This is a genomic window from Bacillus sp. UNC438CL73TsuS30, assembly GCF_000482325.1.
Lineage (GTDB): Bacteria > Bacillota > Bacilli > Bacillales > Cytobacillaceae > Neobacillus.
The window spans coordinates 122,437-141,266 of record NZ_AXVA01000013.1 but is presented as its reverse complement, the minus strand read 5'-3'; the positions used below and the strand labels follow the sequence as shown (position 1 = coordinate 141,266).

The 18,830-nt window shown below is 37.1% G+C and carries 21 protein-coding genes and 1 pseudogene; 18 read left to right on the top strand and 4 right to left on the bottom strand.

The annotated features are described in order from the left end of the window. Positions 1 to 77 precede the first annotated feature (77 nt). The 5 genes from M028_RS0107350 to M028_RS0107325 all read left to right on the top strand — a co-directional run bounded on the left by M028_RS0107350 (position 78) and on the right by M028_RS0107325 (position 5,419). Positions 78 to 794, top strand: coding sequence for a response regulator transcription factor (locus M028_RS0107350; RefSeq protein ID WP_026573333.1), 717 nt, complete (start codon positions 78 to 80; stop codon positions 792 to 794). After that, the gene (locus tag M028_RS0107345; RefSeq protein ID WP_026573332.1) at positions 791 to 2,572 is read left to right on the top strand and encodes an ATP-binding protein; all 1,782 of its coding nucleotides are present in this window, start codon (positions 791 to 793) and stop codon (positions 2,570 to 2,572) included. The genes M028_RS0107350 and M028_RS0107345 overlap by 4 nt, the downstream gene beginning before the upstream one ends. A 228-nt stretch (positions 2,573 to 2,800) precedes the next feature. Continuing rightward, the gene (sigX, locus tag M028_RS0107335) at positions 2,801 to 3,352 is read left to right on the top strand and encodes an RNA polymerase sigma factor SigX (protein ID WP_026573330.1); all 552 of its coding nucleotides are present in this window, start codon (positions 2,801 to 2,803) and stop codon (positions 3,350 to 3,352) included. Next, positions 3,327 to 4,511 (top strand): hypothetical protein, encoded by a 1,185-nt coding sequence (locus M028_RS0107330; protein ID WP_026573329.1) that lies wholly within the window; start codon positions 3,327 to 3,329, stop codon positions 4,509 to 4,511. The genes sigX and M028_RS0107330 overlap by 26 nt, the downstream gene beginning before the upstream one ends. 170 nt (positions 4,512 to 4,681) lie before the next feature. Then, the gene (locus M028_RS0107325; RefSeq protein ID WP_035423898.1) at positions 4,682 to 5,419 is read left to right on the top strand and encodes a peptidoglycan DD-metalloendopeptidase family protein; all 738 of its coding nucleotides are present in this window, start codon (positions 4,682 to 4,684) and stop codon (positions 5,417 to 5,419) included. Positions 5,420 to 5,507: 88 nt separating this feature from the next. Here M028_RS0107325 and M028_RS0107320 read toward each other — a convergent pair whose 3' ends face one another. Next, a complete protein-coding gene (locus M028_RS0107320) occupies positions 5,508 to 5,756 on the bottom strand; it encodes a ferredoxin (RefSeq protein ID WP_026573327.1) in 249 nt (82 codons plus the stop codon). Between the two features lie 253 nt (positions 5,757 to 6,009). Here M028_RS0107320 and M028_RS0107315 point away from each other — a divergent pair, with 253 nt between their 5' ends. The 5 genes from M028_RS0107315 (at position 6,010) to M028_RS0107295 (ending at position 10,413) form a co-directional block, all read left to right on the top strand. Then, a complete protein-coding gene (locus tag M028_RS0107315) occupies positions 6,010 to 7,056 on the top strand; it encodes a helix-turn-helix domain-containing protein (protein WP_026573326.1) in 1,047 nt (348 codons plus the stop codon). After that, positions 7,047 to 8,555: a RecQ family ATP-dependent DNA helicase gene (locus M028_RS0107310; RefSeq protein WP_026573325.1), complete on the top strand. Its 1,509-nt coding sequence runs from the start codon at positions 7,047 to 7,049 to the stop codon at positions 8,553 to 8,555. Before M028_RS0107315 ends, M028_RS0107310 begins: the two co-directional genes overlap by 10 nt. Further along, the gene (locus M028_RS0107305; protein WP_026573324.1) at positions 8,552 to 9,154 is read left to right on the top strand and encodes a CPBP family intramembrane glutamic endopeptidase; all 603 of its coding nucleotides are present in this window, start codon (positions 8,552 to 8,554) and stop codon (positions 9,152 to 9,154) included. The genes M028_RS0107310 and M028_RS0107305 overlap by 4 nt, the downstream gene beginning before the upstream one ends. After that, the gene (locus M028_RS0107300) at positions 9,151 to 9,864 is read left to right on the top strand and encodes a LysM peptidoglycan-binding domain-containing protein (protein WP_026573323.1); all 714 of its coding nucleotides are present in this window, start codon (positions 9,151 to 9,153) and stop codon (positions 9,862 to 9,864) included. The genes M028_RS0107305 and M028_RS0107300 overlap by 4 nt, the downstream gene beginning before the upstream one ends. A 93-nt stretch (positions 9,865 to 9,957) precedes the next feature. Beyond that, positions 9,958 to 10,413, top strand: a complete 456-nt coding sequence (locus M028_RS0107295) for a YpbF family protein (RefSeq protein WP_026573322.1) — start codon at positions 9,958 to 9,960, stop codon at positions 10,411 to 10,413. A 29-nt stretch (positions 10,414 to 10,442) separates the two neighbouring features. Here M028_RS0107295 and cotJC read toward each other — a convergent pair whose 3' ends face one another. The 3 genes from cotJC to M028_RS0107280 are packed head-to-tail and all read right to left on the bottom strand — an operon-like array spanning position 10,443 to position 11,524. Further along, positions 10,443 to 11,012 carry a spore coat protein CotJC gene (gene cotJC, locus M028_RS0107290; protein ID WP_026573321.1) on the bottom strand — a complete coding sequence of 190 codons (570 nt, stop codon included), beginning with the start codon at positions 11,010 to 11,012 and terminating at the stop codon, positions 10,443 to 10,445. Positions 11,013 to 11,036: 24 nt separating this feature from the next. Next, entirely contained in the window at positions 11,037 to 11,297 is a 261-nt protein-coding gene (locus tag M028_RS0107285; RefSeq protein ID WP_026573320.1) for a spore coat protein CotJB, read from the bottom strand. After that, positions 11,294 to 11,524: a spore coat associated protein CotJA gene (locus tag M028_RS0107280; protein ID WP_026573319.1), complete on the bottom strand. Its 231-nt coding sequence runs from the start codon at positions 11,522 to 11,524 to the stop codon at positions 11,294 to 11,296. Before M028_RS0107280 ends, M028_RS0107285 begins: the two co-directional genes overlap by 4 nt. Before the next feature lie 147 nt (positions 11,525 to 11,671). Between M028_RS0107280 and M028_RS0107275 the strand changes: the two genes are divergently transcribed. From M028_RS0107275 to sleB, 8 genes and pseudogenes are all read left to right on the top strand, one after another. Then, positions 11,672 to 12,307 (top strand): CBS domain-containing protein, encoded by a 636-nt coding sequence (locus M028_RS0107275; RefSeq protein WP_026573318.1) that lies wholly within the window; start codon positions 11,672 to 11,674, stop codon positions 12,305 to 12,307. A 57-nt stretch (positions 12,308 to 12,364) separates the two neighbouring features. Then, a complete protein-coding gene (locus M028_RS0107270) occupies positions 12,365 to 12,730 on the top strand; it encodes a hypothetical protein (RefSeq protein WP_026573317.1) in 366 nt (121 codons plus the stop codon). A 25-nt stretch (positions 12,731 to 12,755) separates the two neighbouring features. Further along, on the top strand, positions 12,756 to 13,523 hold the full coding sequence (locus M028_RS0107265; protein WP_026573316.1) for a metallophosphoesterase: 768 nt from the start codon (positions 12,756 to 12,758) through the stop codon (positions 13,521 to 13,523). A gap of 85 nt (positions 13,524 to 13,608) precedes the next feature. Further along, the gene (locus M028_RS0107260) at positions 13,609 to 14,190 is read left to right on the top strand and encodes a genetic competence negative regulator (protein WP_026573315.1); all 582 of its coding nucleotides are present in this window, start codon (positions 13,609 to 13,611) and stop codon (positions 14,188 to 14,190) included. 233 nt (positions 14,191 to 14,423) lie between these two features. Further along, positions 14,424 to 15,701, top strand: a complete 1,278-nt coding sequence (locus M028_RS0107255) for a Glu/Leu/Phe/Val family dehydrogenase (protein WP_026573314.1) — start codon at positions 14,424 to 14,426, stop codon at positions 15,699 to 15,701. Between the two features lie 321 nt (positions 15,702 to 16,022). Next, a complete protein-coding gene (locus M028_RS0107250) occupies positions 16,023 to 16,991 on the top strand; it encodes a YpdA family putative bacillithiol disulfide reductase (protein WP_026573313.1) in 969 nt (322 codons plus the stop codon). An 85-nt stretch (positions 16,992 to 17,076) separates the two neighbouring features. Beyond that, positions 17,077 to 17,766 carry a glutamic-type intramembrane protease PrsW gene (prsW, locus tag M028_RS0107245; protein ID WP_026573312.1) on the top strand — a complete coding sequence of 230 codons (690 nt, stop codon included), beginning with the start codon at positions 17,077 to 17,079 and terminating at the stop codon, positions 17,764 to 17,766. A gap of 393 nt (positions 17,767 to 18,159) precedes the next feature. Further along, a pseudogene (sleB, locus tag M028_RS0107240) lies at positions 18,160 to 18,825 on the top strand (spore cortex-lytic enzyme); the annotation flags it as partial. Between the last annotated feature and the right edge of the window lie 5 nt (positions 18,826 to 18,830).

The following is an 18,830-nucleotide window of genomic DNA, read 5'->3' as shown; positions in this document are numbered from 1 at the left end:
TTAGGAAAGCATTTCTTTTGAAAATATAGCAAAATATAAACTCATTTTGTAAAATAACAACATGGGGGGATTATTTAATGGAAAAAGAAGTAAAAATCTTAGTTGTAGATGATGAGGAAAGAATTCGCAGACTTTTAAAAATGTATTTAGAGCGTGAAAATTATATGATTGACGAAGCTGAAGATGGAGAAGAAGCTTTGTCTAAAGCGATAGAGAATGATTATGACTTAATTCTTTTGGACCTTATGATGCCTGGTAAGGATGGTATTGAGGTCTGCCGTGAACTGCGGGAAAAGAAAGCGACCCCTGTCATTATGTTAACGGCAAAAGGTGAAGAGATAAATCGTGTGCAAGGCTTTGAGGTTGGGACAGATGACTATATTGTAAAACCTTTTAGCCCAAGGGAAGTTGTCCTGCGTGTCAAAGCTTTATTAAGAAGATCATCTCAAACAAGTTATTTACAAACTGAAACGACGACAAAAGACGTTATTGTATTTCCATTTTTAACAATTGATAATGATGCACATAGAGTGACTGCAGAGGGAAAAGAAGTAAGTTTAACACCAAAAGAGTATGAATTACTATATTTCCTGGCAAAAGCTCCCGATAAAGTTTTTGACCGAGAACAATTATTAAAAGAAGTATGGCATTATGAATTTTTTGGAGATTTGAGGACGGTAGATACCCACGTAAAACGTCTTCGAGAGAAATTAAACAAAGTATCTGAACAGGCTGCCAGAATGATTGTAACCGTTTGGGGTGTCGGATATAAATTCGAGGTTGTAAATGGATGACCTTTCTACGAAGTGTAGTAGGTAAACTTTGGATTACCATTCTATTACTGGTATCAGTTGTACTGTTTATTCTAACAGTGATGCTCCTCGAATTTTTTCAAAACCAAAACATTCTTGAAACAAAAGATAAATTAACCCATTCTGCAGAAAAAATTGCCCGTGTGTTGGAAGAGCATCCGAATGATCAATTTTCGCTTGCCTTGGAGATATCATGGGAAATAATCGATGACGTTACAAAAGTAGTCATTGTTAAAAATGACGATGAGATTTACTACTCACCAAATACAAAAAATGCAACGAAATTGACCATTTCAGATATTAAAAAAGACAATGAATTGGCAAAGGTTTTTAAAGAAAATAAAACGGTAGAAAAAATTTCGGATTTTGCAGTAGACCAAAGTGACGGTAATCAAGAAGCAAGCTATTCTATTATTGGAGTGCCGCTTCATTTACCAAATGGAAAAATGGGCGCAGTTTTCATCTATCAGTCCCTAAAGGACATGCAGGAAACAACCCATTCGACAACTCGATTTATTTTACTTGTCGCTGGAGTTGCTATTATCTTAACTACTATATTTGCCTTCTTTTTATCAACGCGAATTACAGCGCCACTACGAAAGATGCGCGAGGCGGCATTTGAAGTGGCGAGAGGGAAGTTTGATACAAAGGTTCCAATACTCACCCATGATGAAATTGGTGAGTTAGCAACGGCTTTTAATCAGATGGGAAGACAATTAAAATTCAACATGAATGCACTTAACCAAGAAAAAGAACAGCTTGCAAGCATCCTGAGCAGTATGGCAGATGGGGTTATTACCTTTAATCGTGATGGTACCATCTTAATTACTAATCCGCCTGCAGACCGGTTTCTTCAATATTGGTACTATGAAAAAGGCCTATCGTCCCATTCAGAGGCAATTCCGTCGAAAGTAATGGAACTTTTCCAACAAGCTGTTGATACCGAAAAAGAGAAAATTGGTGAAATTTCTCTTCAGGGCCGTCATTGGGTCATTTTAGTGAGTCCACTTTACAGCAACCGGTTTATACGGGGGGCTGTCGCGGTTTTACGTGATATGACGGAAGAACGGCTACTTGAAAAAATGCGAAGAGATTTTATTGCCAATGTATCACATGAACTAAGAACACCTATTTCGATGCTGCAAGGATATAGTGAAGCAATTGTCGACGATATTGCGGAAACACAGGAAGAGAAAAAAGAGATGGCAAAAGTAATCTATGACGAATCATTAAGAATGGGACGCCTTGTGAATGAACTTCTTGATTTGGCAAGGATGGAAGCGGGACATATTCAATTAACGGTGGAGGAAGTTAATCTTTCTTCCTTTATAAATAGGATTATTCATAAATTCCAAGGTCTTGCCAAAGATCATGAAATCTTATTAAGTTCAAATATCGGGAATATAGTCAGTCCAATTTCTTTCGACCCAGATCGCATTGAACAGGTGTTAACCAATCTGATTGATAATGCCATCAGGCATACCCCAAAGGACGGAAGAGTTACATTAAAAGTTTCCGAGGAGAATAATAGACTTGTCATGGAAGTTGCTGATTCAGGTTCTGGTATTCCTGAGGAAGATTTACCGTTCGTATTTGAACGTTTTTATAAGGCAGATAAAGCCCGTACTCGGGGAAGATCTGGGACTGGTTTAGGACTTGCTATTGCCAAGAATATTATTGAAGCCCATCGCGGACATATTTCCGTTCATAGTAAAATCGGTCAAGGAACGACATTTTCCTTCTTTCTTCCTCAAAAATAGGGAAGAGAGTGAATATTTTGACGATTGTTCTTGATACACAAGAAACATTTCAACTCATCCAATCAAAAATGGATGGGTTTTTTGTTTCGAAAAATTATTTTAACAGAATTGTAATAGGCATTAACCACTACGAAATTCCTTCCATTATTACGGGAAAAAGTCTATATTTAATAATGAAACTTTTTATACATAAATGTCGACTAATCTTTTGAACGGGGAGGGGAATAGATGGACTCCGTTTTCGATGAGTTATATCATAAATATCATCATGACGTATTTCAATTTCTATTTTATATGGTTAGAAATAAAGAACATGCCGAGGATCTTGTCCAAGAGGTCTATATTCGCGTATATAAATCTTATAGCCATTTTGAGGGGAAAAGCAGTGAAAAGACATGGCTATATTCAATTGCCAGAAATGTTGCCATCGACTTTTTCCGTAAGCAAAAAGGTTGGAAGGACCGTTTATTAGAAAAGTTTGATTGGTCCACCAGCCAAGTGAGGGACGAATACCCTATTCCGGAGGAAATAACGGTTCAAAAAGAAGAAATTATGAGTGTATACAAATGTTTGGAATACTGCACTGTAGATCAAAGAGCTGTTATTATTCTTCGCTATATCCACGATTTATCAATTGCAGAGACCGCGGAAACACTAGGCTGGACGGAAAGCAAGGTCAAAACTACCCAGCACCGTTCCTTAAAGATATTAAAGAAACAAATGGATATACTTTCTGAAAAGGAGGGATTAAAAAGTGAAAAAGTCAGAGTGGAGCGATAAGCAGCTCGAAGAACTACTACGGCAAATGCCTAAAATTAAAGATCATCGCAATCCTCGTGACATTTACCAGAACCTTTCTTTAAAAAGTCGGAAGAAACCAGCTTGGGTTTTACCCGCGATAGCTTCAGCTGCAGCAGTACTTCTCATCCTAATTTTAATCCCAAAAATCCTTGTTAGTAATCAGATTTCTATGGATCAAGCAGATGAAAAGTCTAGCAAAAAAATGGAACTTTTATCAGATAAACAAGAAAAACCAATTGAGATGAAAAAAGGCGAATCTTCTTCTAAAGCATTGGATTCAACAGGGACAGAAAAGTATGGACTTATGAGAGGGATGAATCTGAATACGGCTGCATACGAGGGTGATGTTGGAAATAAAAAGGTTTTAACCTATTGGATACCAGACCATCAAGGTCAGATTTTGATTCCTGTTTCCACAATCGTGAATCGAAAGAATAATCAATCATGGATTAGCCTATTCAATGAATATATGGTTCAGTTAAAAGAGGAAAAATGGGGGTTAAGTGATTTTTACCCTATGAATGCCACGCTATCCTTAAATGAAAAGGGCGATAGTGTGAATGTAGACGTTCCGAAAGACCATCCATATGGCCAAGGGGCAAATGAAACTATTTTTGTAAACGCAATAAAAAAGGATATTTCCACGAACAGTCTTGTAAAAAGAATAAGGTTTTCAACCAATCGTCAACCTGGCATTGAATTAGGGAATTATGGTCATTTGGAAGAGCTTAATGCTGAAAATGAAAGGCAAAGGGCTTTTTTCCTTTATGTTCCTAGAAATCAGGATAAACCTTTTTTAGTTCCGTCACAAGCCAAATATAATACCTTAAAAGCGGCCTTTGTGGCAATGAAAAAGGATCAATCAGAAGGGGGATTAAAGGCTTCTATTTTACCTGCAATAAAATTTAAAAAGATGCTAATTAGAAAGAATACCCTTTTTCTAACACTAAAAGAAAAATCAATCCTGGAGGATTCACAGAATACGATTTATTCGATTGAGGCTTTATTATTAACGGCAAAAGAGTTTGGAATAAAATCCGTTTTCATACTTAATGTGCCATTAAAACGAGTAGGCAACTTTGATTTAACAAAAGAAATTAAAGTGCCCTTGGCACCCAATCTCCGATCTACCCCTTAATGTATGAAAGATCAACCCAATAGGTTGATCTTTTTAAATGTATAAAAAGATAAACCAATCCAAATTATAACAAGTATGCTTTACCATTCCTCTCCCAAGGAGGTTCTAAATGGAATCTAAATAACATATGGTGTGTTGGAGAGGAACAGATTTAAGGAGGAAAGTTAGTAATGTTGGATTATGTTAAAAGGTTTTTGATTGCAGCTATTTTAGCGGTTTGTGTCAGTTTGTTATTTTTAGGGGGAAGGCATACTGAAGCTAGTATGCGAAAGGCAAACGAAGTAAAAATTGATTGGATTTGGCCTGCAGATGGTGTTATTTCTGATACATATGGAACGAGATTTGGGAAACATAAAGGGATTGATATAGCAGGAAAATTAAATTCTCCTGTTTTAGCTGTTGACGATGGAGTAGTGGTAAGATCCTACTACTCTAATACATATGGAAATGTAGTTTTTATTAAACACCCAAATCAATTTGTTACCGTTTATGCTCATTTATTACAGCGTTTTGTAACAGAAGGACAAGCTGTCAAACAAGGAAAAATGCTTGGGAAAATGGGTAGAACGGGGCAGGCCACTGGTGTTCACCTTCATTTTGAAACACATGAATCAGCCTGGACCTATGATAAAAAAAATGCCTTTGACCCTGAAAGGCTATTAGGGAAGGCTGAGGTAGGGGAAACCGTACAAGGGGGGATCGCAAGCAGTCGGGACAGTATCGTAGCCGCAAGCTCGAATTACCTGCGTGAATCCCGGATAAATGCAAATCAATATATTGTCAAGAAAGGTGACACCCTGACCTCGATTGCCAAGAAAAGAAACCTTTCCATTGAAAAAATTAAAAATCTGAATCAGCTTAAATCAGATTTAATTAAACCAAAACAAATATTGATTGTTCCTGAATAAAAAAAACCCGCAAACCTGCGGGTTTTTTTTATTCATAAACCCCTCTCTGTTCCAGAGAGGATTAGTAGCTTAACCAATGTTAACTGGTTTATTCAAATTTAGTTGGATTACCATCAAATGGCTCTTCAGCAACCTTGATTGAATCAGTTGGACAGCCTTCAAATGCATCCATCATGTCATCGATTAAAACGTCCGGAATTTCAACAATCCCTTCGTTATCGTCAAGAGTTACAAATGCAATGCCTTCATCATCATAATCATAAATGTCTGGTGCAGCTGCTCCGCAAGCACCACAAGCAATGCAAGTCTCTTTGTCAACAATTGTGTACTTCGCCATGAAAAAAAACCTCCCAAAAAATAACAAAAATTAATATTACTCTTTTCCACTATAAATGGAAAAGCATTTCTCTTACCTATTGTAAAACTGTATGTGTAACTTTTCAATAGAAAAATGGTTACAAATCAATGGCTGTTTTAGCATGCCCAATATTCTTCAACATTTTCATGAAACCAGTTTGTTCATTTCATGGTAGAATATAAAAGAAAAATGACTAAAATTGTCGATGAATTCAAAAAAGTGGTGGAGCCGGATGCAATCCTTAGAAAACATTATTCTTTATTGCCTAAAGCAATTAAATGGGGAACGGACGATTTATTCCATTTACCATCTGCTAAATGGAAAAAAATCGTCACAAACTATACAAGATGCACACCTATATTCACTTAAAAAATTTTTTCGGATTATTGAACCTTTCCCAAGAGAATCCTTTGATAGCATCATTCAAAGGCTTCTTGAAACAGGATGGATTAATTCAAGCGGTGACCATCAATTTTTACTAACATCCACAGGTGAACTTCATTTGAAAAATCATCCCTTGCCTCGCTATTTGAAAGGCTGGGAATATCAACATTTTGTTAATCCTTTTTGGGAAAGACTTTCTTTACTTGTTCAGGTTATTTCCAATTTAGTTCATCAAGAAAGCCGGTATATTCCTATACAAAAAAACAAAGATACTCATTTATGGCTGAAAGATATTGTAAGAAAGTTCAAACATTCTCGAGATAACTTAGGAAGATTGCTTTTTTTAGAATTTACCGATGTCTTTGATACAACACCGGACATTAATCCGGATGTACTGATATATCGATTAACTGGTTATCGGCAAATTGGTTTAACAGAGGGACAAAACGCAAAAATGTTAAAGATGGAAAACCTAGAGTATCATATTGAATTTATCAATATCATTCATTATTTAATCCAAACGATAGAGGCCGATTTTGAACGTTATCCACTTTTATCATCCATTTTTCATGGACTTAGGAAAAATGATTCATTAACAATCTCTGCACGAAAAACTTGGGACTTGTTGAAAAAAGGGTATAGCATCGATGAAATTGTACACCTGCGCCATTTAAAACAAAGTACAATTGAAGATCATCTTGTGGAATTTGCCTTAAATATAGATGATTTTTCAATCGAAGGATATGTGGATAAAGAATTGCAGCATAAAATCATGAATCTTGCTTTTCAATTACACACAAGGCAGTTGAAAATAATCAGGAATAGTTTGACGCAGGCAAGTTATTTTCAAATTCGCCTTGTGTTGGCAAAGTATGGTGAATTGCAATGGAATTAGAAACATTATTAAAAAAGCATTTTGGGTTTGATACTTTTAAAAAGGGACAAAAGGAAGTTATTTCATCGATTTTAGCCGGCAACGATACTTTAGCTATTCTTCCTACTGGTACGGGAAAATCTCTTTGCTACCAGTTCCCAGGATATGCCCTAAACGGACAAATTATTATTATATCGCCACTTTTATCGCTTATGCAGGATCAGGTTGAACAGTTAATGCAGATGGGTGAAAAACGTGTGGTAGCCTTAAATTCCTTTCTTTCCTCTGAAGAGAGAAAAAATGTTCTCCAAAACCTAAGAAAATACAAGTATATTTTTATTTCACCGGAGATGCTCGGTATTGATTTTATGATTCGTAAACTTCAAGAACTTTCGATTTCGCTGTTCGTTATTGATGAGGCACATTGTATTTCCCAATGGGGCTATGATTTTCGACCTGATTACTCAAGAATAGGTTATATTCGTAAGAGATTAGGAAATCCCCTTACGCTTGCCCTCACTGCTACTGCTACTAGGAAGGTCAAGGAAGATATCGTCCAATCCCTGAATCTTCAAGAGGTTGAAATAATTGAGTCCACCGTTGACCGCCCAAATATTGCCTATTATGTAGAAAAACTAGCAGATATCCCCGAAAAACAACGGCGGGTGTTAGAGCTCGTTTTAAAACTGCAAACACCAGGAATCATTTATTTTTCAAGTAAAAAAGCTGCAGAAAAAATGGTGTCATATTTGATGGAGAATGGTGTATCAAAAGTGATGGCTTACCACGGTGGACTGGATCACGAGCAGAGAATATTAATACAACAGCAATTTATTTACGGTCAATTAGATGTCATCTGTGCTACGAGTGCATTTGGAATGGGCGTAAATAAGGAAAATATTCGGTTTATTATACACTTTCATATGCCCATGCAGCTTGAGTCGTACCTGCAGGAAATCGGCAGGGCAGGGAGAGACGGTTTACCAAGTGTTGCGATATTTTTATATTCCCCTTGGGATGAACAGCTTCCGTTGCAGCTCGCAGAAGGTGAACTTCCTTCAGAACAGCAGCTGGACTGGCTGTTCACAAGAATAAGACAAGATTTTAGTACTTATCAGGAACTTTCCGATAAGAGTCATCAATTTATCGAAAAGGGTGGATTTTCAGAAATTCAGTGGCGAATTATTCAAAACTTCATTAAGCAATACAAGGAAGTAACAGGACCGGAAGAATTAAAGGAAATCATCTCGGATTATGTAATGGAAAGACGTTCAATTAAAAAAAGTAATATTTACTTAATGAAAAAATGGGTGGAAACCGACACCTGCAGAAGGGAATTTATTTTAAACTATTTTGAGGAGACATCGATTCCAAACAAGGTAAAGCCTTGTTGTGATTGTTGTGGGATGGACCTTTTTAATTATCAATCTTTTGATAAAAAGGATTCTAAGGACGAAAACCAAAAGAAATGGAAAGAATATCTTGAGAAAATTTTAATCAATAGTGAGATGAGTGAATGAAAAATAAGTATAATGATTTAATCAGGGGGTTAACAGATCGAGAATTATTATTCCATCTGTATATGACTCAAATTATTCTAATAACCATTTCTATTATTTTAGGTATTTTATTATTTGATCATTTTTCTTTTTTACGCTATTTCCGCCTGAATGATATTAGGATTGTAAATATTGGCCTGCCTGCCGGAATCCTGGTTGTAATCGTAGATATTACCTTAATGAAATGGCTGCCATCTTCTTTTTATGACGATGGCGGGCTCAATGAGCGTATATTTAAAAATAAAAATATACTTCAGATTATCTGGATTGCCGCACTTGTGGCTTTTAGTGAGGAATTATTATTCAGAGGGATCATTCAAACAAAGATTGGATTGATTTTTGCAAGTGTTATTTTTGCCGTGATTCACTATCGGTATCTATTTAATTGGTATTTGTTTTTTAATATAGTATTGTTAAGCTTTTTTATTGGATTTATATATGAGTGGACAAATAATTTTGCGGTTACAATTGTGATGCATTTCGTAATCGATTTTTTATTGGGGATGTATATAAAAATTAGACAAAAGAAGTATGACGAATGGGAAGGGGACGCACCATGAATCCAGAGGAACCATATAGAGATCAGGCTGAGCGATTAAAACGCCGAATTGAAAAAATAAATGAAAAGCCGGAAAATGGTGAACGGTTACCTCCAAGAGGCCAGCTTCACCGTCAAAAACCGAAAAAAACCAAGGTGAAATTAAAATATCCGATCATCCGTCTATTGGTTTTATTGTTTATCCTTCTGCCAATCACCTGTTTCAGCATCATCTCTTACTATCATGGAAAAAAGATAACCGGAGCAGAGAAAGTCTCAGGGAATCAATCAGGGTATGAATCCATCAAACTGGAAACGTCACAGCAAGATAAAGAGGCTGGCTCGGACATTTCTGAGTCTGAAAAGAAGGAAGTAAAACAAGATAGCAGTGACTTAAATGCTAAAAGTGATGATAATAAAACGGAACCAGCATCCAGCCAGCTGCCGGAAAAAAGTGAAGAGCCCAAAAAACCTGAACAGAACAAAACAGTCAAGCGTCAAACTGGGCAAAATGAAATGGAAAAAAGTAAAACCGATCTGCTTAAAACGGCTGCTCCAGCTGAGAAACGTAAATTAGTTTATCATACCGTTCAACCAAAGGAAACATTATTTAGAATTGCGATGAACTATTATCATTCTAAGTCCGGGATTAACATCATTCGAGATGCAAATCATCTTCAGAATAATCAAATTTATACGGGACAGGTTCTAAAAATCCCCTTAAATAACTAACCGATCAGACAAAAAGTGATCGGTTTTTTAATATTTTAAACATAATTCACCGGACAAGTTCATATCGTTATAAGGAGAAATGGAGGGGGATGAATGGATACTCCAATCCTTAAATTACAATATACGGATGAAACCACGAAACATATTCTAGAAAATGTCCGAAAAAGAAAGAAAAAGTTTGACGATGCAAAAAAACTGCATAATTATTGGATCATGGCAACCCTTGTCGTGTCATTTATATATCTGTATTACTTCTATATTACGATAGGAAAACAATATTCTTATTCCTTTTTTGCCATGTTTTCTGTTTCAGTGAGCGATTTAAAAAATTTAATTTTATTAGCCATGACCATCTTAATGTATGGGTGGATGAATGTATTAAAGCAAAAAAAAGACAAGTTCGAGAAAGAATATCATGATTTACGATGTGAAATTGTAGATAGAAGTAAGGATTTATGGAAAAAGGAAGAACAATGGAAAAATCGCCATGTTGATTTTGAAATCATAAAAAAAACCTATGACATTAATCTCTATCATGCGAAAAAATAAGAAGCAGCCTATTGGCTGCTTCTACTAGATTAGAAAATCTTCTTACGGTCACGTTCTTCTTTAAGGATTTCTACTGCTTCTCGGAAACGCTGGGAGTGCACAATTTCCCGTTCACGCAGAAAACGAAGACTGTCGTTAATATCCGGATCATCACTTAAATTAATTAACCATTGATAGGTAGCTCGGGCTTTTTCTTCTGCAGCAATGTCTTCATACAAATCTGCAATAGGATCTCCTTTTGCTTGGATATATTGAGTGGTAAAAGGTATCCCTGCAGCATTATGGTAGAATAATGCCCCGTCGTGATCCGCATAATGAGCACCGAGCCCGGCTGCTTTTAATTGTTCAGGTGTGGCATCTTTTGTTAATTTATACACCATTGTGGCAATCATTTCAAGATGGGCAAATTCCTCTGTTCCAATATCCGTTAGGAGGCCAATTACTTTATCGGGAATGGTATACCGTTGATTTAAGTATCTTAAGGCAGCAGCTAATTCCCCATCAGCGCCTCCGTATTGTTCAATTAAGTACTTTGCTAATGTTGGATTACAGGTACTTACTCTTACGGGGTATTGTAATTTTTTCTCATAAATCCACATGTAATCACCCTCTCTTTATCTGTTCTAAACCTGCCAAGGCCAAGGTGTATCATCCCAATTCCAAGGGTGACTGGAGTAGCTGTTGCCAAATTGCAATAGTGGGCCAAACTGGCTTTCGAAGGCTTTTTTCAAACGCTTCCTTTCTTTTGCATAGTGATTAAATTGGTTAATGGCCTCGAGATCGTCATTGTGTGTATCAAGGTAAAGTGTGAGCTCTACTAAAACAAAATCCACTGCTTGCAGCTGCTCCATCAATTGATAGTATTCAGGAGGAACCTGTTTCATGAAGGTAAGCCTCCTTTAGATTTTTCATAAGAGTTATAGTATGGGTCATAAAAATCTTTCCATAATGTCCCTGCCCTAAGGGCCTCCATGGGTGAAAATTGTGGTAAATTTGGCGGTTGAAATCCCATATATAAATGGGGAGGGGTCGAATAAGTTTTTACTGTAATCGGCTTACAAGGGTCGAACGGGCTTGCATAAGGATGATAGGTTTTGTTATGAGTATTCATATTAAACCTCCTTGTTTTAACATCATAGATAAATATATGATGTTAATTGGGAAACATGACACTAAACTTTAACAACAAAGTGGGGTTTTGGACGGGATTGTTGAACTATAATAAGGATGTAGGATTAAAAGTCTAGAGGTGATGGAATTGTTCGTAAAAAACATGATGATACCTAAGCACGAGTGTTTTACAGTTCAACATAATCAAACATTGAAACAAGCATTGACACAATTAGAAGAACACCAAATTGATGGTTTACCGGTACTCAATGGAGCAAAGTATGTAGGTGTTGTCACTCGATATGGGATATACGAAAACTTTTTTAAATCCAATCGACAGCGTGATGACTTTCTATCTACCACAACCGTAAATGAAGTTGCAACACACCATGATGATTTTTTAGAAGGTGGGGAAGTATTTGAAAAGACACTTCTGGAACTTAAAGATTTTCCACTGCTGGCAGTTGTAGATTCAAGTGGTAACTTTCTTGGTGTCGTAACACGTTCAGATGTGTTAAGTGCATTTGAAAGTGCATTTGGCGTACATCGCCCAGGTGTCCGAATAGCCTTTACTTCGGTTGAAACGGAGGGCCGAATCGCCCGCCTTTCGGAAATTGCCCATCATTTCCACGAGCACATTATCTCTCTGGTTACATTTGATGAAACCGATAAACTTGTTCGTAGAATAGTAATGAAGGTTGAAAAGAAGGATAATATAGATAAGTTTACAAAGAAACTGGAAGAGCATGGTTTTAGAATTTTAAATATTCAAGAAGATGAATAATATGGTCTTAGGAAAGAAATTATTTCCCTCTCATACATTGGTATGGGAGGGATTTTTTTGGCAGCGAATATTTGGAAACTTTGCATAGTCTTTTTATGTGGATACCTTATAAATAAATGGATTCCAATCAACCACCCCTTTATTTTAACTGATTTCCTTATTCGATTTATCGTTAAGCCATTAGAGTTTTTTGCGGGATCGATTGCATTTTTTATTGGGCTCGTTGTGAATGCTCGATACATACGTGAAACTATTTTAAAGAAAAAACATCTTCAAGAGCAAAAACGCCGGGGATGGGAAGTACTTGCTGCATTATCAGGCTTACTACTGATCTTTTCTGTGCATTTTTATATTGGACCTGAATTGACCCTTCTCTTTTTTAGTTTAAGTTTTCTTTATGGTATGATTTCCGTAGAACGTTAGAACGTGTAAAGGGGAAACTTTGAAAATGGTTATAATCATCATTGTTTTATTAGTAGGTATTTGCCTTTTGTTATATATGATTAGAGAAGCATTTTTAAATCAAGTAAGGGAAGATGAAATTGAATTTAGTGATTTTCCAAAATCATTTGGTAAGGTTTCTCTATTCTTTATCTCCGATATACACCGGCGAAGTATTTCGGACAAAATTATTCATGCAGTAAAAGGTAGAACTGATATCGTCATTATCGGAGGGGATTTAACAGAAAAAGGTGTACCTTTTTCAAAAGTAAAGGAAAATCTTAAAAAGTTAAAAAGTCTTGGACCTGTTTATTTTGTTTGGGGAAATAATGATTATGAAGTGGATTATCATGAGTTAGATGCGATCTTCTTGGATTTTGGGGTTAAGGTTCTTGATAATACAGCTGTAACTTTTGAATCAGGGGAAGGCGATAAATTATGTTTATTAGGTGTTGATGATTTAAGTCAAGATCGGGACCGGCTCGATTTCGCGCTTATGGATGCGGATCCAAATAGCTTTAAAATTCTTGCCAGTCATTATCCAAATATAACGGATAAAATTAAAGACCAACATGAAATTAGGCTGGTGTTAAGCGGACACACACATGGAGGGCAAATTCATATTCTTGGATATAGTCCATTCAAAAAAGGGCAATTGAAAAGGTTAGAGAATACCACGCTCCTGATCAGTAACGGTTACGGGACAACAACTGTTCCCTTAAGGCTGGGGGCACCTGCAGAAAGCCATTTAATTACACTGAAAAATGGAATCTAAGCGATTGGTGAGGTAGACAATTCACCATTAAACGGCGATGACATACACTAAACACAAGAGTTAGGTCACGGCAGGGGGCAAAAGAATGCGCTTAGAACGCTTAACAGCCAATAAAATTAAAATTTTCTTAACCTCTGATGATTTATTTGAAAGAGGCCTCTCCAAGGAAGATATTTGGAAGGACTCGATAAAATGGCATCAGCTCTTTCATGATATGCTGGAAGAGGCAAGTGAGGAATTTGATGTTGAGATACAGGGTTCAGTTGCAGTGGAAATTTTTTCTTTACAGGCTCAGGGAATGATTATGATTATTACCGTCGATGAAACGGCTGAAGATGAGGAATCCTTATTCGATGGCTTTATTGAAATGCAGGTTAGGGTTGAAGGTTCTGAAGATCTTTTGTATGAGTTTGCAAGTTTTGAAGATATCATAAATCTTTCGAAAAGGCTTAGTTTAATTAATATTTTGGCTGGTACCTTGTACTCTATGAATGACCGTTATTATTTACTTATCAATAAATTGGATGCGATAACAAATGAACGAGCGGCATCTCTGCTATCTGAATACGGGGAGCCTTCTATACTTAGTCCATACATGCTTGAGGAATATGGCAAAAAAATAATTGAAAAAAAAGCGGTGGAAACCATCCTCCATTTTTTTAAATAGGTTTTTAACCTGTTTAGGAGGGGGCCACCGCTTCTTTCTGTCCAAATTATGAATTAATTGGTTATATTAGGTTCAAAAAATCCCCTTATAAAAAAGCCTGACAGCGTTTCCACAAAATTTATCAAAGAAAGTATAAAAGTGAATTTTTCTACTTGCATTAATCATTTAAAAGTGTATACTTGTGTCTGAAAGCGGACAACATTCGTATAAGAGATTTCTTAGGAGGTTTACAAATGGTAGCCGAAAATGGTACTGAAAAGACTAATCAAGAGGAAACGAATAATGTGTTAAAATCTACTCAAACCGTTATTCATAAGGCCCTTGAAAAATTAGGTTATCCTGAAGAGGTATATGAACTATTAAAAGAACCATTACGCATGATGACAGTAAAAATTCCAGTTCGTATGGACGATGGTTCAACAAAAATATTTACTGGTTATCGTGCCCAACATAATGATGCAGTTGGTCCTACAAAGGGAGGCATTCGTTTCCATCCTGGTGTAACCGAGACGGAAGTGAAAGCCCTTTCAATTTGGATGAGTTTGAAATGCGGTATTGTTGATCTTCCGTATGGCGGCGGTAAAGGCGGAATCGTCTGTGATCCTCGCGATATGTCTTTTAGAGAGCTTGAAAGATTAAGCCGTGGCTATGTGCGTGCTATCAGTCAAATCGTTGGACCTACTAAAGATATTCCTGCTCCAGACGTATTTACGAATTCGCAAATTATGGCTTGGATGATGGATGAATATAGCCGAATTGATGAATTTAACTCACCTGGATTTATTACAGGAAAACCACTTGTTCTTGGAGGATCTCACGGCCGTGATTCTGCAACAGCGAAGGGTGTAACAATCTGTATTCGCGAAGCTGCGAAAAAGAAAGGTATCCAAATCGAGGGTGCAAGGGTTGTCGTTCAGGGTTTTGGTAATGCAGGAAGCTATTTGTCTAAATTTATGCATGATGCGGGTGCAAAAGTAGTAGGGATTTCAGATGCATATGGAGCACTTTACGATCCAAATGGACTTGATATTGACTATTTATTGGATCGCCGTGACAGCTTTGGAACAGTGACTAAATTATTTAATAATACGATTTCAAATAAAGAATTGCTTGAACTTGAATGTGATATTCTTGTTCCTGCTGCAATTGAAAATCAAATTACCAAGGATAATGCACACGATATTCGTGCTAAGATTGTTGTTGAGGCAGCAAATGGCCCAACAACACTTGAAGCAACTGAAATCCTTACAGAGCGCGGTATCCTGCTTGTACCAGACGTATTGGCATCTGCCGGCGGTGTAACAGTTTCTTACTTTGAGTGGGTACAGAATAATCAAGGTTACTACTGGTCTGAAGAAGAAGTAGAAGAAAAACTTGAAAAAATTATGGTAAAATCATTTAACAGTATTTATGATACAGCACAAACACGTCGCGTCGATATGCGCCTTGCAGCCTATATGGTTGGCGTAAGAAAAATGGCAGAGGCAAGCCGTTTTAGAGGCTGGATTTAAGTTAAAACATTGAAACCTTATAAAAAAACTCCTATCATAGTGGTGGGAGTTTTTTTATTTATAAATCATTGTTGAATTTCAAATCTAGTTGATTGGAGCGGAAGGCGCGAAGACTCCTCGAAAATGCTAACGCATTTTCTTCGTGCGTGGGCGGATTCAAGGATGTAATTCAATGTCCTGCGGGAGGACGGGGCAGGGGAGACCCCACAGGCGCTTAAGCGCCGAGGAGGCTCCCCGGACCGCCCGCGAACCGCTCGCGCCTGGAGCGGAAATCAATAGACATGTATAAACTTATACAATTCATTAAGGAGTGCATTTGTGATGCAAAATGAAGATATAATTATTGTTGGAGGTGGACCATGCGGCTTGGCTGCAGCCATCTCTTTAAAAGAAATAGGGAAAAATCCACTGGTCATTGAAAAGGGAAATGTAGTGAATGCTATTTATCATTATCCAACACATCAGACTTTTTTTAGTACAAGTGAAAAATTAGAAATTGGTGAGGTCCCTTTTTTAACAGAAAATTATAAGCCCCGCCGTAATCAAGCATTGGTTTATTACCGGGAGGTTGTAAAAAGAAAAAAATTACGTGTTCATGCATACGAAAAAGTAACGGATGTAATGAAACAGGGGGAAAGGTTTGTCGTCAAGACGGATAAACGCACCTACGAGGCTCCTTACGTAATAATTGCAACGGGGTATTACGATCACCCTAACTATATGAATGTGCCTGGTGAAGATCTTTCAAAGGTTTTTCATTATTTTAAAGAAGCACATCCCTATTTTGATAAAAATGTTTGCATAATCGGTGGTAAAAATTCCAGTGTGGACGCTGCGATTGAACTTGAAAAGGCTGGGGCAAGAGTTACGGTATTATACAGAGGGAATGAATATTCTCCAAGTATTAAACCCTGGATCCTTCCTGAATTCGAAGCATTGGTACGTAATGAAATGATTTCGATGGAATTTAGGGCACATGTAAAAGAAATTACTGAAAAGGAAGTGATCTATGTAAAGGATGGGGTAGAGCATACAATAGACAATGATTTTGTTTTTGCTATGACCGGTTACCATCCGGACCATCATTTTCTAAAAACGATGGGGATTGATATTGATCGGGAATCTGGGAGGCCTTGCTATGATCAAGATACGATGGAAACAAACATAAGCGGTATTTTTATCGCTGGGGTCATTGCAGCGGGTAACAATGCAAATGAAATATTTATTGAAAATGGACGTTTCCACGGGGGGCTCATTGCAAAATCCATCATGGAAAAAGAAAACAAATAATTATATTTAACTAGAAGAATCTTTCATTTCATTTAGGTTCGTTACATGATACGATATAAAAAACGGATTGAAAAGAGGATCCTAGATGCTGGCAATTTTATCAGCGGGAATTGCTCCCGGGTTAGCCTTATTAAGTTATTTTTATTTAAAAGATGAATATGAAACGGAACCTATTTCTGTTGTTCTCAGAACCTTTATGTATGGAGCCCTTCTTGTTTTCCCTATTATGTTTATCCAGCACGTATTTGAAACGGAACACCTCATAAAGTCTGAAGTGATTGATGCTTTCTTGAGTTCAAGCCTATTGGAGGAATTCTTCAAGTGGTTTATTCTTTTTTATGCCATATACTCACATGTTGAATTTGACGAACCATTTGATGGAATTGTGTATGGAGCTGCAGCTTCTTTAGGGTTTGCCACTGTAGAAAATATTTTTTATTTAGTTGCTAATGGAATTGAGCATGCTGTAACAAGGGCATTACTCCCCGTTTCAAGCCATGCCCTTTTTGGTGTTATTATGGGTTTTTATATTGGAAAGGCGAAATTTACAGAAGGATTGAAGATAAAATGGATTATTCTTTCATTGCTCTTACCTTTTATTCTCCATGGTGTTTATGATTATATTCTAATAACCCAAGAAAACTGGATCTATATTATTTTCCCTTTTATGATTTTTCTTTGGTGGTTTGGATTAAGGAAGGTTAAAACGGCGAAAATACTAAGTGCAAATCATTTTAAAAAGAAATACTCTGTTGAAAAATCCCTTCAGTCTTAATGAAGGGATTTTTTTGCATAGGCTTTGTTAAAGAACAATGTTGATTTTTAAACAGCGTTGATTGGAGCGGAAGGTGCGAGACTCCTGCGGGAGCAGCGGGACAGGTGAGACCCCACAGGCGCTTTCAGCGCCGAGGAGGCTCACCGGCCCGCCCCGCGGAAAGCGAGCATCCTGGAGCGGAAATCAACAACCAAGTTTAACACAGCCTTTGCATAAAAGTAGCCAAACAATTTTATGAATAAAATTTCCATGAAAACAAAAAATAGGGTTACTGTAAAAAGATTTACATCTGGGGGTTACAATTCCATGAAAAAGAAAAATATCCTAATGAAAATTCTCATTTTTAGCTCTTTTTTGATGATGATATTTTCGTTGGTGGAACCGAACAAAACGAAAGCTTTTAGCAACCAAGTCATCCAGCAAGGAGCAGTAGGCGAAGATGTAATTGAGCTTCAATCACGGCTTAAATATATCGGGTTCTACCATGGAAAGATTGATGGGGTTTTTGGATGGAGTACATATTGGGCATTAAGGAATTATCAATATGAATTCGGGCTCCCTATTGATGGGCTTGCAGGTGAATCAACGAAGGCTAAATTGGTCAAATCAACTAAATATAATCGATCGAATGTTGCTCAGAATAATACACCAGCCAAAAAAAATAATTCTAAAAAGCCAGCTGCATCGAATACTCCAAATGGATTTTCTCAAAATGATATACAGTTGATGGCGAATGCTGTTCACGGCGAATCACGGGGAGAACCCTTTACAGGTCAGGTTGCCGTTGCCGCTGTCATATTAAATCGAGTGAACAGTGCGAATTTCCCTAATACGGTTTCAGGAGTTATATTTGAACCTGGGGCCTTTACAGCTGTAGCGGACGGCCAGATCTGGCTAACCCCGAATGAAACATCGAAAAAAGCGGTTATCGATGCAATTAATGGCTGGGACCCAACAGGTGAAGCCTTGTATTATTTTAATCCTGCAACGGCAACAAGTCCGTGGATTTGGTCACGACCACAAATTAAGAGAATTGGGAAACATATTTTTTGTAAATAAGGAGG

Bases quoted from the DNA above. Each gene is read 5' to 3' on its own strand.
- M028_RS0107255 (WP_026573314.1), top strand. From the start codon at position 14,424: ATGGTAGCCGAAAATGGTACTGAAAAGACTAATCAAGAGGAAACGAAT.
- sigX (WP_026573330.1), top strand. From the start codon at position 2,801: ATGGACTCCGTTTTCGATGAGTTATATCATAAATATCATCATGACGTA.
- M028_RS0107250 (WP_026573313.1), top strand. From the start codon at position 16,023: ATGCAAAATGAAGATATAATTATTGTTGGAGGTGGACCATGCGGCTTG.
- M028_RS0107345 (WP_026573332.1), top strand. From the start codon at position 791: ATGACCTTTCTACGAAGTGTAGTAGGTAAACTTTGGATTACCATTCTA.
- M028_RS0107325 (WP_035423898.1), top strand. From the start codon at position 4,682: ATGTTGGATTATGTTAAAAGGTTTTTGATTGCAGCTATTTTAGCGGTT.
- M028_RS0107310 (WP_026573325.1), top strand. From the start codon at position 7,047: ATGGAATTAGAAACATTATTAAAAAAGCATTTTGGGTTTGATACTTTT.
- prsW (WP_026573312.1), top strand. From the start codon at position 17,077: ATGCTGGCAATTTTATCAGCGGGAATTGCTCCCGGGTTAGCCTTATTA.
- M028_RS0107305 (WP_026573324.1), top strand. From the start codon at position 8,552: ATGAAAAATAAGTATAATGATTTAATCAGGGGGTTAACAGATCGAGAA.
- M028_RS0107295 (WP_026573322.1), top strand. From the start codon at position 9,958: ATGGATACTCCAATCCTTAAATTACAATATACGGATGAAACCACGAAA.
- M028_RS0107350 (WP_026573333.1), top strand. From the start codon at position 78: ATGGAAAAAGAAGTAAAAATCTTAGTTGTAGATGATGAGGAAAGAATT.
- M028_RS0107285 (WP_026573320.1), bottom strand. From the start codon at position 11,297: ATGAAACAGGTTCCTCCTGAATACTATCAATTGATGGAGCAGCTGCAA.
- M028_RS0107315 (WP_026573326.1), top strand. From the start codon at position 6,010: ATGCAATCCTTAGAAAACATTATTCTTTATTGCCTAAAGCAATTAAAT.
- M028_RS0107300 (WP_026573323.1), top strand. From the start codon at position 9,151: ATGAATCCAGAGGAACCATATAGAGATCAGGCTGAGCGATTAAAACGC.
- M028_RS0107320 (WP_026573327.1), bottom strand. From the start codon at position 5,756: ATGGCGAAGTACACAATTGTTGACAAAGAGACTTGCATTGCTTGTGGT.
- M028_RS0107260 (WP_026573315.1), top strand. From the start codon at position 13,609: ATGCGCTTAGAACGCTTAACAGCCAATAAAATTAAAATTTTCTTAACC.
- M028_RS0107265 (WP_026573316.1), top strand. From the start codon at position 12,756: ATGGTTATAATCATCATTGTTTTATTAGTAGGTATTTGCCTTTTGTTA.
- cotJC (WP_026573321.1), bottom strand. From the start codon at position 11,012: ATGTGGATTTATGAGAAAAAATTACAATACCCCGTAAGAGTAAGTACC.
- M028_RS0107280 (WP_026573319.1), bottom strand. From the start codon at position 11,524: ATGAATACTCATAACAAAACCTATCATCCTTATGCAAGCCCGTTCGAC.